The 16,137-nt window shown below is 69.1% G+C and carries 14 protein-coding genes; 4 read left to right on the forward strand and 10 right to left on the reverse strand.

The genetic code is table 11. The features are described from left to right. Nucleotides 1-7 precede the first annotated feature (7 nt). A complete protein-coding gene (locus F614_RS0107960) occupies nt 8-1,039 on the reverse strand; it encodes a DUF2066 domain-containing protein (RefSeq protein WP_019558681.1) in 1,032 nt (343 codons plus the stop codon). 221 nt (nt 1,040-1,260) lie between these two features. Between F614_RS0107960 and purM the strand changes: the two genes are divergently transcribed. From purM to F614_RS0107980, 4 genes are read left to right on the forward strand one after another with little or no spacing between them, the layout of a single operon-like run. Continuing rightward, nucleotides 1,261-2,319, forward strand: coding sequence for a phosphoribosylformylglycinamidine cyclo-ligase (purM, locus tag F614_RS0107965; protein ID WP_019558682.1), 1,059 nt, complete (start codon nt 1,261-1,263; stop codon nt 2,317-2,319). Then, the gene (gene purN / locus F614_RS0107970) at nt 2,316-3,023 is read left to right on the forward strand and encodes a phosphoribosylglycinamide formyltransferase (protein WP_018867465.1); all 708 of its coding nucleotides are present in this window, start codon (nt 2,316-2,318) and stop codon (nt 3,021-3,023) included. Before purM ends, purN begins: the two co-directional genes overlap by 4 nt. A gap of 31 nt (nt 3,024-3,054) precedes the next feature. Next, complete coding sequence (locus F614_RS0107975; RefSeq protein ID WP_018867466.1) at nt 3,055-3,789, forward strand: DUF3108 domain-containing protein; 735 nt, start codon at nt 3,055-3,057, stop codon at nt 3,787-3,789. Nucleotides 3,790-3,794: 5 nt separating this feature from the next. Next, on the forward strand, nt 3,795-5,201 hold the full coding sequence (locus F614_RS0107980) for an NAD(P)/FAD-dependent oxidoreductase (RefSeq protein WP_018879857.1): 1,407 nt from the start codon (nt 3,795-3,797) through the stop codon (nt 5,199-5,201). Nucleotides 5,202-5,266: 65 nt separating this feature from the next. Here the strand turns inward: F614_RS0107980 and F614_RS0107985 are convergent, their stop codons facing one another. The 9 genes from F614_RS0107985 to tldD all read right to left on the reverse strand — a co-directional run bounded on the left by F614_RS0107985 (nt 5,267) and on the right by tldD (nt 16,112). Next, complete coding sequence (locus F614_RS0107985) at nt 5,267-6,250, reverse strand: GGDEF domain-containing protein (protein ID WP_019558683.1); 984 nt, start codon at nt 6,248-6,250, stop codon at nt 5,267-5,269. A gap of 47 nt (nt 6,251-6,297) precedes the next feature. Further along, the gene (locus F614_RS0107990) at nt 6,298-6,762 is read right to left on the reverse strand and encodes a DsrE family protein (RefSeq protein ID WP_018867469.1); all 465 of its coding nucleotides are present in this window, start codon (nt 6,760-6,762) and stop codon (nt 6,298-6,300) included. 44 nt (nt 6,763-6,806) lie between these two features. Next, nucleotides 6,807-9,167 (reverse strand): bifunctional diguanylate cyclase/phosphodiesterase, encoded by a 2,361-nt coding sequence (locus tag F614_RS0107995; RefSeq protein WP_196799932.1) that lies wholly within the window; start codon nt 9,165-9,167, stop codon nt 6,807-6,809. Between the two features lie 67 nt (nt 9,168-9,234). Beyond that, nucleotides 9,235-9,663, reverse strand: a complete 429-nt coding sequence (locus F614_RS0108000) for a rhodanese-like domain-containing protein (RefSeq protein WP_019558684.1) — start codon at nt 9,661-9,663, stop codon at nt 9,235-9,237. 232 nt (nt 9,664-9,895) lie between these two features. Further along, complete coding sequence (locus F614_RS0108005) at nt 9,896-10,099, reverse strand: cold-shock protein (protein ID WP_018140642.1); 204 nt, start codon at nt 10,097-10,099, stop codon at nt 9,896-9,898. A 367-nt stretch (nt 10,100-10,466) separates the two neighbouring features. Further along, nucleotides 10,467-12,383, reverse strand: a complete 1,917-nt coding sequence (locus tag F614_RS0108010) for a M48 family metalloprotease (protein WP_019558685.1) — start codon at nt 12,381-12,383, stop codon at nt 10,467-10,469. A 474-nt stretch (nt 12,384-12,857) separates the two neighbouring features. Then, complete coding sequence (gene pmbA / locus F614_RS0108015; protein ID WP_026280355.1) at nt 12,858-14,246, reverse strand: metalloprotease PmbA; 1,389 nt, start codon at nt 14,244-14,246, stop codon at nt 12,858-12,860. A gap of 108 nt (nt 14,247-14,354) precedes the next feature. Then, nucleotides 14,355-14,618 (reverse strand): hypothetical protein, encoded by a 264-nt coding sequence (locus F614_RS0108020; protein ID WP_018867474.1) that lies wholly within the window; start codon nt 14,616-14,618, stop codon nt 14,355-14,357. A 51-nt stretch (nt 14,619-14,669) separates the two neighbouring features. Beyond that, a complete protein-coding gene (gene tldD, locus F614_RS0108025; RefSeq protein ID WP_018867475.1) occupies nt 14,670-16,112 on the reverse strand; it encodes a metalloprotease TldD in 1,443 nt (480 codons plus the stop codon). Nucleotides 16,113-16,137 lie beyond the last annotated feature (25 nt).

Raw genomic sequence — 16,137 nt, forward strand, 5'->3', positions numbered from 1 at the left:
ACAGCAATCAGCGCCGATCAAGCCAGGCATCGGCCTCGGGTGCCGCATCCGGCGCCTCGGCCCGGGCAAAGCCGGAGCCGCGCAGCAGGTCGACCAGGTCATCGCGATCAAGGCCGGTGCGCACCTGCAGCACCACGCTGTCGCCGGCCAGCGCATCCAGACGCGCCGCCTCCACCGCCTGCAGCCGCGCCAATTCCGCGCGCAGGCGCTCGAAGGCCGCAAAGCCCTGGATCCCGGCAAACCCCAGGCGCAGCCATTCCGGCTCGGCCGCGACCCGTGCCAGGGGCTCGGCCACCCGGTCCAGCGCCCGCGCCACCGCCTCGCGGGCCGCCACTGCGGGGCTGTCCCCACTGGCGGAACTGCGGTATTCACGGGTGTCGTGCACCGCGACCACCCGCGCCTCGGCCCCGCTCGCGGTCTCGCGCACGTGCAGCAGCAGAACCCCGTCGGCCTCGTATCGGCGCGCGGCCGCAACCAGCGGCTCGCTCACACCGCCCACGATATCGGAGGGCTGGGCGGACCGGCGATCCTCCAGATCGCCGAGCGGGAACAGCAACGGCATGTCCCGGGCCTCGGCCAGCTCGTCCAGCGCCGCGAGGATCCCCGGGCCGTCCACCGCATCCCCGAGCAGGTCACGCTGCCCGCCGGCATCATGTACGGCCCATACCAGCAGCGCCGGACGCTCGCCCAGCAAGGCCGGCACACCCGCGTCTCGCAGCGCGGTGCGCAGACGAAACGGGTCGAACTCCAGGCGGTAGCGGTCCTCTTCGAGCTGTTGCCGCCGCTCCAGCGCCGCGATCCAGCCCTCGTCGTCGCGGCCTTCGAGCAGTTCACCCGCCAGATCCAGCACCGGGCCCGAACGCAGCCCCGCCAGCCTTACCAGCGCCTGTTCCACCCCCTGCTCCAGGGCCCGGGCCTCGTCCTCGGCGGTGACCGTCACCACCAGCGCGTCATCGGCGGCCCCGGCCGGGGTCAGCACCAGGAAAAGGAGGCCCAGCAGGAAGGCCAGGCGGGAATGCGCTCGAGGATGCAGGGGCATGGTCATGATCGGTTGTTCGACAGGCGCCACAAAATACCACAGGCATGCGCCCCGGCATCGCCGGAGAAGGCTCGCCAGCGCCGCCCGTTCGCACCCGCCTTCTTCGCCGCGAAACGCTTCCCGGCTTTGCACCCCCGCACCCGGCTCGCTACCATGCCGGGTTCTGCGAGACCGCCGCAGCGCGCGGCCTCCACCCGCGCTCATTCAACATCGGGGAACCCATGTCCGAATCCCGTTCAGGCCTGACCTACCGCGAGGCCGGTGTCGACATCGAGGCCGGCGCCGAGCTGGTCGAACGTATCAAGCCGCATGCGGCGCGCACCCGACGCCCCGGCGTGATGGCCGGCCTGGGTGGCTTCGGGGCCCTGTTCGAACTGCCGATGGATCGCTACCGGCAGCCGGTCCTGGTATCCGGCACGGACGGCGTCGGTACCAAGCTGCGCCTGGCGCAGGAGACCGGCCGGCATGACCGCATCGGCATCGACCTGGTCGCGATGTGCGTCAACGACATCGTCGTCCAGGGGGCCGAACCGCTGTTCTTCCTTGATTACTACGCCACCGGCCACCTGGATGTGGACATCGCGGCGGACGTGGTGACCGGCATCGCCGAGGGCTGCGAACAGGCGGGCTGCGCCCTGATCGGTGGCGAGACTGCCGAGATGCCCGGGATGTACCAGGGCGAGGACTACGACGTGGCCGGCTTCGCTGTCGGCATCGCCGAGAAGGACGCCCTGATCGACGGCAGCCGAGTCGCCGCCGGGGATGTCGTCCTCGGCCTGGAGGCCAGCGGCCCCCATTCCAATGGCTACTCCCTGATCCGGCGCGTGCTGGAGCATGCCGGCACGCGCCTCGACGCACCGCTGCCAGGCGCCGACGGCATCACGCTGGGCGAGGCCCTGATGGCCCCCACCCGGATCTACGTGCGCCCGTTGCTGGAACTGCTGGAGCAGTTCCCGGTGCACGCCATGGCCCACATCACCGGCGGCGGCCTGACCGAGAACCTCCCGCGCGTGCTGCCCGACACCCTGGGCGCACGCATCGACCCCGACAGCTGGGCGCGGCCGCCGGTGTTCCACTGGCTGCAGCAGGCTGGCGACATCGCCGACGAGGAGATGCTGCGCACCTTCAACTGCGGCATCGGCATGACCGTCATCCTCCCCGAGGACCGGGTTGAGGCCGCCAGCACACAGCTCGCGCGGGCCGGCATCCGCAGCTGGCCGATCGGCGTGATCCGCGAACGCGACGAGTACCAGCCCGGCGTCACCTACGCCGCCGCATGAGCGGACCCATCGGGCAATCGGACACGACTCCGCGGCGCCTGGTCGTCCTGATCTCCGGGCGCGGCAGCAACCTCGGCGCCCTGATCGAGGCCTGCGAACAGGGCCGCATCCCCGCGCGGGTGGTCGGGGTCATCAGCAACCGGCCGGATGCCGGCGGGCTCGCGCTGGCCGAACAGCACGGCATCCCGCGGCGTGTCCTGAACCATCGCGACTACCCCTCGCGCGAGGCCTTCGACGCCGACCTGGCCGCCGCCATCGAGGACTATGCCCCGGACCTGGTCATCCTGGCCGGCTTCATGCGCATCCTGACCCCCGGTTTTGTGGACCGATTCACCGGCCGCATGCTGAACATTCATCCCTCGCTGCTGCCCAAGTATCGCGGCCTGGACACCCACGCCCGCGCCCTGGCCGATGGCGAGACCGAGCACGGCGCCAGCGTCCACTTTGTCACCCCGGAGCTGGACGGCGGACCGGTGATCATGCAGGCACGCGTGCCGGTGGCGCCCGACGATACGGCCGACACCCTGGCCGCCCGCGTGCAACGGGCCGAGCACCGGCTGTACCCCGAGGTCGTCCGGCGCGTGTGTTCAGGCGAAATTCAGTGGTGCGGGCGGATCCTGCAAGACGACGGCAGGCCGCTTGAGGCACCGCTGCAACTCGACGAGGACACCCATGAACGTTCAGGCCCCGACGACCGGCGCTAGCCGCGCGATGACCCGGCGTGCTGTTTCCATAATGCTGGCCCTGGTGCTGGCCCTGCTGGCCACCCCGGCAGCCGCGGACCGCGACCTGCGCCCGATCCCGCCGTACACCGCCAGCTACGAGGCCAGCGCCATGGGCAATACGCTCAAGGCGCGCATCACCCTCAACCACGAGGACGTGCAGACCCGCATGGCGATGGATGCCCACGTCTCCGGCTTCCTGCGCATCCTCGGGCGCTTCGAGCTGAGCCGCGAGGCCCTGATGAACAGCCGCAACGGCGACCTCCAGCTGGTGCAGTCGCGCAGCCAGCAGATCACCCCGCGCCGCGAGCGCAAGGTCGAGACGCGTTTCGACTGGGAGAGCAACCGCGCGATCGGCACCATCAATAGCGAGCGCTTCGATCTCGAGGTCCCGGAACAGACCCTGGACTTCCTCGGCTCGCTGTACCTGATGATGCAGCGCCTGGAGACCGGCGAACTGGCCGCCGCGGGGGACCGCGAGACCATCCAGGCGCTGGAACGCGACCGCCTGCGCGAATACGAGTTCGAGGTCGTCGGACGCGAGACCATGGACTCCCCGATCGGCCGCGTGGAGACCATCCGCATCGACCGCCGCAGCAAGGACAGCGACGTTGCGCTGTCCGCCTGGTTTGCGCGCGAGCTGCGCCACGTCCCGGTGCGTTTCGACTACGAGGCCGACGGCCGCGTGTTCGAGCTGAACCTCACGCAGCTGGAATGGCACGACCCGATCATTGACCTGACCGAGTAGACACCATGAGCGAGACCTTTGACCTGGCCATCATCGGCAGTGGCCCCGGGGGCTATCGTGCCGCCGTTCTGGGCGCCCTGCGCGGACTGAGCGTCGTCATCATCGAGAAGGGCGACTGGGGCGGCTGCTGCCTCAACCGCGGCTGCGTACCCAAGAAGGACTGGTACCACACCGCCCGCACCGTCGCCGCGCAGCGCCACTTCGAGGGCCGCGGCATCAGCGGCAGCCTCACGGCCGACATGGATCGCGCCTGGGACCACCAGAAGGACGTGGTCACCGAGGTGCGCAACTCCTACCTCGGCTACATGAAGCACCTGAAGATCCAGTACCGCCACGGCACTGCGAGCTTCCGCGACGCCGAGATCCTGGAGGTCGTCACCGACGACGGCACCGAGACCGTCAGCGCCCGCCACACCATCATCGCCACCGGCGCCACCGCCACCGTTCCGGCCCCGTTCACGGCCGAACCCGGGCGCGTACTGACCACCGACATGCTGTTCGACGACAAACCGCCTACGGGCGCGCGAGTCGCGATCATCGGCTCCGGCGTTGTCGCCACCGAGTTCGCCTGGATCTTCCATCATCTCGGCAAGCAGGTGACCTGGCTGTCGCGCTCCAAGCCGCTGTCCAACCAGAAGTTCAGCCCGCAGGCACTGGGCACGCTGAAGGAACAGCTGGCCGCGGACGGCATCGAGCCGGTGCGGGTCAAGGGCTACGAAAGCGTCGAGACCTCGGATGACGGCGTCACCATCACCGACAGCGAAGGCAACAGCTTCGAGGTCGACTGGGTCCTGCTCGGCACCGGACGCACCCCGCACACCGAGGGCCTGAACCTCGACGCTATCGGGGTGAAGACCGACGCCCGCGGCTTCGTGAAGCGCCGCCCCACGCTGCAGACCGATGTCGACACTATCTACGCCATCGGCGATGTCGCGAGCGAATGGCAGACCGCGAACCACGCCCTGGCGGACGCCACCATCGCGGTGGAGAACATCCAGAACGGCAATACCCGCGAACAGGACGAGCGCTTCGTGCCAATCGCGATCTACTCCGCGGTGGAGATGGCGCGTCTGGGTATGGACGAGGATGACGCCGAGGACGAGGAACTGGAACCGGCGGTCGGCTTCGCCGCCTTCGAGACCTCCCCGCGCGCGCTGGGCCAGGACGAGCCCGAGGGCTTCGTCCGCCTGATCGGCGACATGGACACCGGCGCCCTGCTGGGCGGCGAGGTCATCGGCAGTGATGCCGGCGAGCTGATCCACATCCTGTCTCTGGCCCCCGACCGCGACACCGCGCTGGCCTGGATCGCCCAGGGCCAGTGGAACCACCCGGCCCGCGCCGAGGAGTTCCTCAACGCCACCGAGACCCTCGCCTCCAAGTGGAACCTCAAGTCCGAGATCTTCGGCCTCTGAACCACCGGCCCGTGTGCGGCCGGCAGGACCGCCGCCGCGGGTGATCCGGGGGGCCGGGCCGGGCTCTACTTTGCCTTGCGGGCGCGCTTGGCCGCGAGGACCTCGGCGTCGGCGCGTTGTACGAGCATCTCGAGCTGCGTATCGGCGGCCTCGAAACCGGCGCCCCCCAGGCTCAGGGCCACGCCCGCGTCCTCCTGCACCTGAGTACGCAGGCGCTCGCCCATCTGGCGCGCGGCCGCGAGGGGCGTATCGGGGAGGAGCAGCACGAACTCATCCCCGCCATAGCGGGCAAACAGGTCATTCGCGCGCAGGGTCGTCTGCACGCTCGCCGCTACCTTTCTCAACACGGCGTCGCCCGCCGCGTGACCGTCCTGGTCGTTGATGCTCTTGAAGCCGTCGAGGTCGAACATGAGCAGGGACAAGGCGCCACCATGCCGTCGCGCGCGTTCCATCTCGCGCTCGGCCCCCGCCTGGAAATGCCGGCGGTTGCCCACCCCCGTAAGGGTATCGCTCGAGGCGAGCGCCTCCAGTTGCCGGTTCGCCTCCTGGAGCTGCTGGTTCACCGCGTTCAGGGCCCGTGTGCGCTCGTCGACCACGGCCTCGAGGTCGCGGTTGTAGCGCTCCAGGCTCGCGCGCGCCAGCCGCAGCTCGGTGACATTCTGGGAGACCCCGAACAGGTGCGTGATGGTCCCGTTCGGGTCGTGTACGGGCACCAGCAGGGTCAGCCAGTGCCCCTCGCGTTCCTGGCCACGGGCATCGTGAAAGGTTGCGTGTTCCTCGTAGCGCAGAGGGGCATCCTGGCGCAGACACTCGCGGTAGTGCGCCACCACCTCCTCCGCGACCGACCAGGGCAGGAAGTCGTGCAGGCGCTTGCCGCTGCAGTCCTGCCCAAACAGTTCCGTCATCTTCGGGTTGGCCGCCTCGACCAGGAAGTCCGGCCCCTCGACCCGGATCAGGAACATGTTCTCCGGGAAGTGCTCCCAGATCTCCACCAGCAGGCCCGCCTGCTCGATGGCTTCCAGAAATCCCGGTTGCTGGCGGTCCGTCATGCGTTCGATCCCTCTGGGTCCGGGTTGCGTGCCCGGCAGCCCCGGGCTCAGCGCATGTAACCGTAGCCGTCCTGTTGCTGCAAGCGCACGATCTCGGCATCGGCCATCGGGACCACGCTGGCGAAGCCGTGGAAGTCCTCCGGTCCATAGCCACGGCGGGCGGCGCCGGCCTGGCAGATTCGGTACTCGATGACGCCATTCAGCGTGAGCCCGCGGGCGCGGGTCATCAGGGTTTCATGTTCGGCAAAGTGTTCACGCGCGAACAGGTCCAGTGCGTCCCCGTGGATGACCAGCACGATGTGACTGTCGAACGGATCGTCACCCGTCATGCGGCTCAGGTAGGCGGCGTGATCCAGCACGTCCTCCAGGGCCTCCGGGGTACCGGCCGTCACATCATAGACGGCCTTCAGGCCCGCATAGTCCTGCTCCACCGGCGCGGCGCTTCCCCAGGGTGCCGGGGTCTCCTCCGCGTGAACCAGGGCGGCCGGAACGGCCAGGAGCCCAATCCACAATCCGGCAAGCACCCGCGACCGCCACCTGCCCTGCCGTATCCGAATCATTCCTGCTCTCCTTGGGTATCAATCGTCCCGTGATCGGCGGCGTCCGTTCCGGCCGCAACCAGGGCCTCGAAATCGGCCACCGGCATCGCGTGGTGGTACAGATAGCCCTGGAAACGATGGCAGCCGTGGCGCACCAGGAAGTCCCGCTGGGCCTCGTTCTCGACCCCCTCCGCGATCAGGCTGAGCCCCATGTTGTGGGCAATGGCGGCGATGGTCGCGACGATATTGGCGTCATCGGCGTCGTGTTCGATGTCCTGGACAAAGGAACGGTCGATCTTCAGCACGTCCAGCGGCAGGCGCTTGAGGTAGCCAAGGGACGAATAGCCGGTCCCGAAGTCATCCAGCGCCAGGGCGACGCCCCGGGCCCGCAGGGCCTCCAGGTTGGCAATCAGGGGCTGCGAGGCATCCGCCATCACGCTCTCGGTAACCTCGATATGCAGCCGCTGCGCGGCGGCCCCGGTCTCGTCCAGGATGGTGGTCACCTCCTCCATGAGCCGGGGCTGGCGCAAATGATGCGGGGACAGGTTCACCGAGATCGGCAGCGTGTCCAGAACCGGGCGCCCCTGCCAGGCCCGCAGGGTGTGGCAGGCCTGCTGCAGCGCCAGGCGCCCAACCTCGAGGATCTGGCCGGTGTGTTCGGCCACGGGGATGAATTCACCGGGCGAGATCCAGCTGCCATCGGGCTGCGGCCAGCGCATCAGGGCCTCCGCCCCGAGGATCCGCCCCTCCGGGTCGACCTGGGGCTGCAGGTGGATCACCAGTTCCTCGCCCTGCAGGGCCCGGCGCAGCTTGCGCTCGAGTTCCGCCTCGCGCAGCAGCGTGCGCTGCATGGCGGGATCATAGAAGCGCACCCCGTTGCGCCCCTGCTGCTTGGCCTGGTACATCGCGAAATCGGCCTGCTTGAGCAGCTCCTCCGGGGTGTCAAAGCCACGCGGGAACAGCGTGATACCGATGCTCCCGGACATCACGTGCTCGATATCGTCGATGCGCACCGGCTCGCGCATGGCCTTCAGCAACTCGCCCGCGATGCGCTGGGCGTCCGCGCCGGCCTGCGAGCGATCCGGGCTCAGTTCCTCCAGAAGGGCCACGAATTCGTCCCCGCCCAGACGGGCCACGATATCCTGATCGCGCAGGCGCGCGGTAAACCGCTGCGCGAGGGCCTGCAGCAGGCGGTCGCCGGCGGAATGGCCGCAGGTGTCGTTGAGCGTCTTGAAGTTGTCCAGGTCGATCAGCAGCAGTGCCGCGTGGCGCCGGGTGCGATTGACCGTGTGGATGGCGTGCTCCAGGTGCTCCAGCAGCAGCCGCCGGTTCGGCAGATCGGTGAGCGCATCACGGAAGGCCAGCCGGGCATTCTCTTCCTCGATCTCCACGATATGCCCCAGGCGGCCGGCCATGGTCCGGGTCACCTCCTGCAGGCGGGCGATCTCGGCCACGCGCGAGTCGGCTTGCAGATCGGTCTGGAAGTCCCCGTGCCCGATCCGGTCCAGCGTGTCCATGGCCCGCCGCATCGGGCGCAGGGTACGCCCCAGCCACAGGTACAGCCCGCCGGCAATCAGCACGAGCATCCCGAAGGCGGCGACGTAGGTCGTGGCATTGATCAGGTTCTGGGTCGCCACCGATTCGGTCAGATCCCGCGCGAGGACCACTGTGGCCGTCGCCTCTTCGCCATCGAACGGGACCAGCGGCAGATAGACCAACTGGGAATGCCGGCCATCTGCGTCAACGCGGCTGGCCGCCGCCTGCTGGTGCAGTCGCTCGCCCGGCGCGAGCGACATCAGGAACGGCGCGGTCAGCGCCAGCGGCCCGCGCTCGTCCAGCAGCGCGGCGCGTCCCCCGCTGGCTTCGGCCATGGACTCGAGCGCGGAGGTCGACAGGTCGCGTAACTGCACGACTGCACCGATCGGATTGCCCCCTCTATAGACCGGGATCGCCAACCCGGCATAGACCCGCTCCCCGGGTACATGATGCAGCCCCTCGTGGAAGCGCCCGTCCTCCAGCGCCGCGCGCGCCAGCGGGACGCGTTCGCCGTGGTTGTCCGCGGAGTCGTAGCGCACGTCCCCCTGGGCATCGACGACCACGATCCGGTCCGCGATACCCCCGGCGCGCAGCCGGTTGTACAGGGGGTCGGCATAGGTCCGGATGCCGGCATCGTCGCGCAGCGCTCCGATCAGCGCCTCGTTGCGGGTCACGGCCGTCGCCTCGGCGCGCATCCGCTGCCATTCGTTCGCCAGCGTCTGGCGCCAGGCGGCCGACTGGCCCTCCACGCCCAGCCGGTCCAGGCGCTGCTCGGCCTGCCCCACGGCGAGATGAGTGCCCGTGGCCAGAGTCGCGGCCAGCACCAGGAGCCCGGCGAACATGACCCCGGCCAGGATCGTCTGGAGCCGGATTCGCCGGCCGGTGGGTGCGCCTGCGGACACCACCCGATTATTCAAACGGATACCCCGAGCGAATCCACTCCGGGAAGCCGCCGGGGAAGTAGTAGAGGTTGGTAAAGCCCCATTCCAGGGCGCGGCGGGTCGCCGCCTCGGTGCGCCAGCAGTCCCGCTCGTTGCAGTACATCACCACCGGCGCGTCGACATCGCCGATGAAGTCCAGCAGGTTCTCGCGGGTAAAGCGATTCCGCTCGTCGTCCCGGTCCCGCATGATGGTCAGATTGCGCGCCTCGGGCACCCGCCCCGCCTCGTAGTCCGCACGCAACCGGGTGTCGACAAACGGCACCCCCGCGCGGAACAGCGCCCAGGCCTCGGCGGCCTCGGTGGTCTGACTGCCCGGGATCATCTCCGGCGCGCGGTAGGGCCCCTGGGCCGCCGCCTGCTGCGCGAATAACAGCAGGCACAGGACCACCAGCCCCACCCGGACGAGCGATCCGCGGCGGGGCCGGAAAAGGGCCTGGTGAAATACAGCATTCATGCGCGAACGGTAGCACGGTCCGCGTCCCGAACCACGCGAAAATGCGGCCGTTTCGGGGCAGATCCGTGCAGGCACGGCCCGCATCAGCCCTCCCCCGCGCACCCGGCCCCACACGAAAAAGCCCCGCACAAGGCGGGGCTCTTCAACAACCTGGCGCTTGCGCGCCGGGGTTGTCTTACTGCGCTTCGACGTTCGCGGCAGCCGGACCCTTCTGGCCCTGCTCGACGTCGAACGAGACGCTCTGGCCTTCGGCCAGGGACTTGAAGCCACTACCCTGGATGGCGCTGTGATGGACGAACACGTCCTTGGAGCCATCGGTCGGGGTAATAAAGCCAAAGCCTTTTTCGTCGGAGAACCACTTCACTGTACCTGTAGCCATTTCGGTTACCTCTGTTTTGTACGTACTGGATTGGGATTTCGAGGGGGGAGAGACTGGAGGGCAACCGAACGACGGTGAAGATTGATCGTGATTCTCTGCGGCCCCAACCGGGACCGGAACTGCGAATCTGAACGCCCCTTGCGGGGTGTCGCCTGGTGCTGCATGGAGCCTGTTACCGTTACCTCGCGGCCATTGTCCGCCCAAACCGCGGTGCATTGATAGTGTTTTTTCGGGTTTTCTCGGGCGCCGACCCGAAACCCCTTTGGGATCCGTGACTTGCCAGCGAATTTATTTTTCGGTTCGCACACGGGCCAGACCGTCCCCGCGGCAACCGAGCGCAAAACCCGCGATTCTGCCGGCATCGCGTTCAGACGCCGCCCTCGCCGGTCGGCTGGGATCCAGCCCAATCGTCCACGGCCAGCGGCAACGGGACATGCAGCGCGGCCGCCATCACCCGCATCAGTTCGACCTCGGCGGTCACCACCTGCCCGCCATGGCTCGCGGTGGTAACCATGGCCTGGATCAGCTGGTCCTTGTCGCGCATGCGCAGGCCATCCAGTTGCTCCAGCACACGGTCCAGCACACTGGCCCAGGCGCGGGCCCCGGAGGGACCGGTCAGGGCCTCTGGAAGCTCGACTGTCAGCGGCAGGGCGCCGGTCAGGACACCCACGCCGGCCGTCAGCGCCGCGCGCGCCGCGGCCGGATCCGCCGCGTGACCGTGATGGGCAAGCACCGCCAGCAGGAAATGCGCGCCCTCCTGGTGGTCCTCCAGGGCAGCGTGGCGCGGCCGGGACGCGGCGGCCGGGTCCTGAATGTCCCCGAGCTGCCGGTCAAGAAGACGCCCCAGCGCGTATTCGAAGACCGCCACTCGCCCGTCGGCATGGATCAGGCGATCGACCAGGGACCGCAGGCGTGCCCTGTCGTCCGCGTCCAGGCGCCGCAGGGCCGGGAATCCGAGCTCCAGCAAGGGCAGGCGCAGATCGTCCCGCAGCTCGGGTTCCGCTGTCTGCAGGCGACGCACGGCCTCCTGGAGGTCACCACCCAGCGCCTCGCCGATCACCGCCAGCTGCCGTTCGCGTACCTCCGGGTCCGGGTTCAGGAGCAGATACAGCACCACCTCGATCGCCCGCGCCTCCGAGCGCGCGGCCCAGGCCAGCGGCCCCGGGATGGCGGCCAGCAGCATCCCCGCCCCCAGGATGTGGGTCAGGGCCGGATGGCCACCCAGGGCGTCCTCCACGGCCTCCGCCCCGGGCAGACGCCCCTCGCGCTCGCGCTGCATGCCATCCACCGCGCGCTCGCGCGCCCGTTCGCGCACGCGGGCATTGAGCCGCTCGCGCAGGCCCTTGAGCTCCTCCGGATCGAATTGCGGCTGCAGGATGCGTACGCGCTCCAGCAGCGGCGGATGGGTCTCGAAGAGCTGCCCGATCGCGTCGCTGGCAAACAGCATATGGGTGATCTCCTCGGTATTGCCGTTGAGACCGGCATAGCGCGCCGCCACCTTCTTCAGGGCGCCGGCCAGGCCGTCCGGCTCGCGGGTAAACTGCACCGCGTGGGCATCCGCCAGGTATTCGCGCTGGCGCGAGATGCCCGCGCGGATCCAGCGCGCCAGCGCCAACCCCGCATAGCCGACCACGATCAGCGTGACACTGAGCACCCCGACCCCGGTATCCGCGACATCCCCCTTGTGGCGGCGGCGCCGGCGCGCCAGCCCGCCCTGGCCCAGCAGCGCCAGGACCTCGATGCCGTAGAGGATGCCGATCAGGCGCATGTTGAGGCGCATGTCGCCATTGAGGATGTGCCCGAACTCGTGCGCGACCACCCCCTTCAGCTCGGCCCGCTCCAGGCTGTCCAGGGCGCCGCGGGTGACCGCGATCACCGCGTCATTCGGGGCAAACCCGGCCGCGAAGGCGTTGATACCCAGGTCCTGTTCCAGCACGTAGACCTCGGGCACCGGCATCCCGGAGGCAATCGCCATCTCCTCGACCACATTGCGCAGCCGCTGCCACTGGGGGTCGGCGGGGTTGCCCGCGATGCGCACGCCGCCCATCTCCTGCGCGATCAGGCCGCCACCCCCGGCCCGCAGCTGCCAGGCCCGGTACAGGCTCGCGAGCACGATCAGCCCCGCCGTGATCCCCATGGTCCAGGCAATCGCCGCACCGCCGCCGCCCATGAGCCAGACCGCAATGCCCAGCACTCCGACAACCGCCAGCACCGCCAGGGCGAACAGAACCAGCAACCAGCGGGTCCTGCGCTGCACCTGGTCCTGCTGTTCGAAAAAGTTCATGGCTGTCCCTCGCCCGCGCTAGGGAGACACTGATTGAATCGCACGTCCGCGCTCGAGTCACTTTTGCGTGCGTTTAATGCGCGGTGACTGCCGTGCAGTCATTCTGCACAAGGGAGCCGCAACGCCGTGCGCGCGCCAGTTTTCGATCAACAACGGGCGGCCGAGCCCGCTCTTTCAATCACTTGTCGGGTTGGTGCCCCCTGTTCCCCGATCCTGCGTTGCGCCCCAATCCATCAGAAACGGGCGGGTAGAACCACTACCCGCTGCACGACGCGCCTTGTCTCGGAGCGCTTTGTTTCGAAAAACTGGGGGGCACCAACGCGGACGTGCGATTCAATCAGCGTCTCCCTAGGCCGCCGCCTCGCGGGGTCGGGCGGTCACGGCCATGCAGCCACACGACGAGCGTAGCAGCGTGGAGGGTACCGGGGAATGCGCCGCGCACGCCCACTGCCGGGCGCGCGCCGCGAGGGCGGCTCAGTCGCCGGCGACGGTCATCGACTCGATCAGGATGGAGCCGGTGTGGATGTTGCCGCGGCGGTCGACGTCGGTGCCCACGGCCGCCATGCGCCGGAACATGTCCTTCAGGTTGCCGGCGATGGTGATCTCCTCCACCGGGTACTGCAGCTCGCCGTTCTCGACCCAGAACCCGGCAGCCCCGCGGGAGTAGTCGCCGGTCACCATGTTCACGCCCTGCCCGATCAGCTCGGTCACCAGGAAGCCGGTACCCATCTCGGACAGCAGGGCGTCAAAGTCCTTGTCCCCCGGGGCCACGGTCACATTGCGCGCGCCACCGGCGTTGCCGGTGGTCTCCAGCCCCAGCCGACGCGCGGCGTAGCTGTCCAGGGTATAGCTCTGCAGGACGCCATCGGCGATCAGCGGCCGGTTGCGGGTGCGCACCCCCTCGCCGTCGAAGGGTGCGCTGCCCAGCGCGCGCGGGGTCAGCGGGCGTTCCTCGATCTGCATCCAGGCGGGGAACACGGTCTCGCCCACGGCATTCAACAGGAACGAACTTTCGCGGTACTGGGCCGGCCCGGAGATCGCGCGGGTGAAGCTGCCGATCAGGGTACGCGCCATCTCCGGCGCGAACAGCACCGGGCAGGTGCGGGTGGAGAGCTTGCGCCCGCCCAGCCGGCGCACGGTGCGCTCGGCCGCCTCGCGCCCGATCGCCTCGGCGGCGGTCAGGTCGCCCGCGTGGCGGGCCACGGTGTAGGCATAGTCGCGCTGCATGCCGGCCGCGTCGCGCGCCACCAAGGCGCAGGACAGCGAGTGCCGGGTGCTGCGATAGCCCCCCATGAAGCCCTGGCTGTCGCCGAGAAAGGCCATGGCGCGCCGCGTACTGACGCTGGCGCCCTCGGAGTTCTCGATCCGGTCGTCGGCCGCGAAGCCCGCGGCCTCGATCGCGCGGGCCAGTTCGGTCGCCTCAGTGGCGCTGCAGCCCCAGGGGTGGTCAAGGTCGAGGTCCTCCCAGTCGCTCGCCTTGAACGCGGGGTCCGGCATCCCGGCATACGGATCCGGCTCGGTGTAGCGGGCGATGCGGCAGGCGGCCTCGACGGTGTCGATCAGGGCCTGGTCGCTGAAGTCCGTGGTGGAGGCCGCCCCCTTGGACTGGCCGAAGTAGACGATCAGCGACAGGCTCTGGTCGCGCTCGTGCTCCAGGCTCTCGATCTCCCCCTTGCGCACACCCAGCTCCAGCCCGACGCTGTGGCTAACCACCGCCTGGGCGTCCGAGGCCCCGCGCTCGCGCGCGGCCTCCAGCGTGCGCTGGACCCGTGCCTGGAGGGATTCCGGCGAATGGGACAGGGCCTGGACCTCGCCGTCCTGGGACAGGGATTCCGGGCTCACGCGTTCGGGAGATGTACTCATGCAGGGTTCCGCTATAAAGGGACGAGTCGGGGATATCCGTCAGGGATACAGAAACAGGGAAACGGCCCCGGGCCATTCAACCCGGGACCGCGAGCGGTGCCGGGCGATCTAGTCCACCCGGGCGCCGTGCTTGTGGACCGCGCCGGCGTTACCCCAGCGCTCAAGGTCGTCGACATGCACGCCGACCCAGTACAGCATGCCGACGCTGTCGCGGGTCCAGCCGCCGACCAGGTCCTGGCCCTCGCCCAGCTCGACGTGGTGGGCAAACTGCTCGGCCTTGTCGCGCGCGCGGAACACATGCCACTGCACGATCTGGTCGTGGCCATGCCCTTCCGGCAGGGAACGTTCCTGTTCGAGGAAATCGAGATTCATCTGTTGCCTCCTTGTCGCCGTTTCGACGCCGATTCTCCGGTCCCGCAGCGCTCACGCCGCCTGGGTACCGCCCACGGTCATGCCATCGATCCGCAGCGTGGGCTGACCCACGCCAACCGGCACGCCCTGGCCCTCCTTGCCGCAGGTCCCGATACCGGAATCGAGCTTCATGTCGTTGCCGATCATCGATACCCGCGTCAGCACATCCGGGCCATTCCCGATCAGGGTCGCACCCTTGACCGGGTACGTCACCTTGCCCTTCTCCACCCGATAGGCCTCGGAGGCGGAGAACACGAACTTGCCGGAGGTGATGTCCACCTGGCCGCCGCCGAAATTGACTGCGTACAGGCCGTCGTCCACCGAGGCCAGGATCTCCTCCGGGTCGGCGTCGCCGCCGAGCATGTAGGTATTGGTCATGCGCGGCATCGGCAGCCGGGCATAGGACTCGCGGCGGCCGTTGCCGGTGGAGCGCGTGCCCATCAGGCGGGCGTTCATCTCGTCCTGCATGTAGCCGCGCAGTACGCCGTCTTCGATGAGCACGGTCTGCTGGGTGGGGTTGCCCTCGTCGTCGACGTTCAGCGAGCCGCGCCGCCCCTCCAGGGTGCCGTCATCGACGATGGTGATGCCCTTCGCCGCGACCTGCTCGCCGACGCGCCCGGAGAACGCCGAGGTGCCCTTGCGGTTGAAGTCGCCCTCCAGCCCGTGGCCGATCGCCTCGTGCAGCAGCACGCCCGGCCAGCCGGGGCCGAGCACCACCTTCATGGTCCCGGCCGGGGCCTCGCGGGCCTCCAGGTTGACCAGCGCCTGGCGCACGGCCTCGCGGGCATAGCCGGCGGCCCGGTCCGACTCGCGGAAGTACTGGTAGCCGAAGCGTCCGCCGCCGCCCGAGGTCCCGGATTCGCGACGCCCTCCCTGTTCGACGATGACCTGCACGTTCAGGCGCACCAGCGGGCGCACGTCGGTCGTCAGCTCGCCGCGGGCGTTGAGCACCAGCACGACCTCGTGCACCCCGGCCAGGGAACACATCACCTGGGTGACGCGCGAATCCTCGGCGCGGGCCACGGCATCCACCTCCTTGAGGAGGTCGATCTTGGTCTGTTCGTCCAGCGAATCCAGCGGGTTGTCGGGGGCGTACAGCGCCGGGCGCGACGGCGACCGCGAGGCCACGGCGATGCGCCCGCTCTGACCGGCGCTCGCGATGCTGCGCGCGGTCTTCGCGGCCTCCAGCATGGCCGGCATCGCGATGTCGTCGGAATAGGCGAACCCGGTCTGCTCGCCACGCACCACGCGGATGCCGACCCCGCGCTCGATATTGAAGCTGGCGGACTTCACGATGCCATCCTCCAGCGACCACCCCTCCTGGCTGGCGAACTGGAAGTAGCAGTCGCCCCCGTCGATGCCGTGACCGAAGGTGGTACCCAGAAGGGTGCTCAGCTCGCTGTCGCCGAGACCGGCGGGGTCGAGCAGGGTCTGTTGCGCAAGACGGTCGATCATGCAGTCCTCTCGGGTTCGGAGATCG

The sequence above is a fragment of the Thioalkalivibrio sp. ALE12 genome, assembly GCF_000381105.1.
Taxonomy (GTDB): Bacteria; Pseudomonadota; Gammaproteobacteria; order Ectothiorhodospirales; family Ectothiorhodospiraceae; genus Thioalkalivibrio.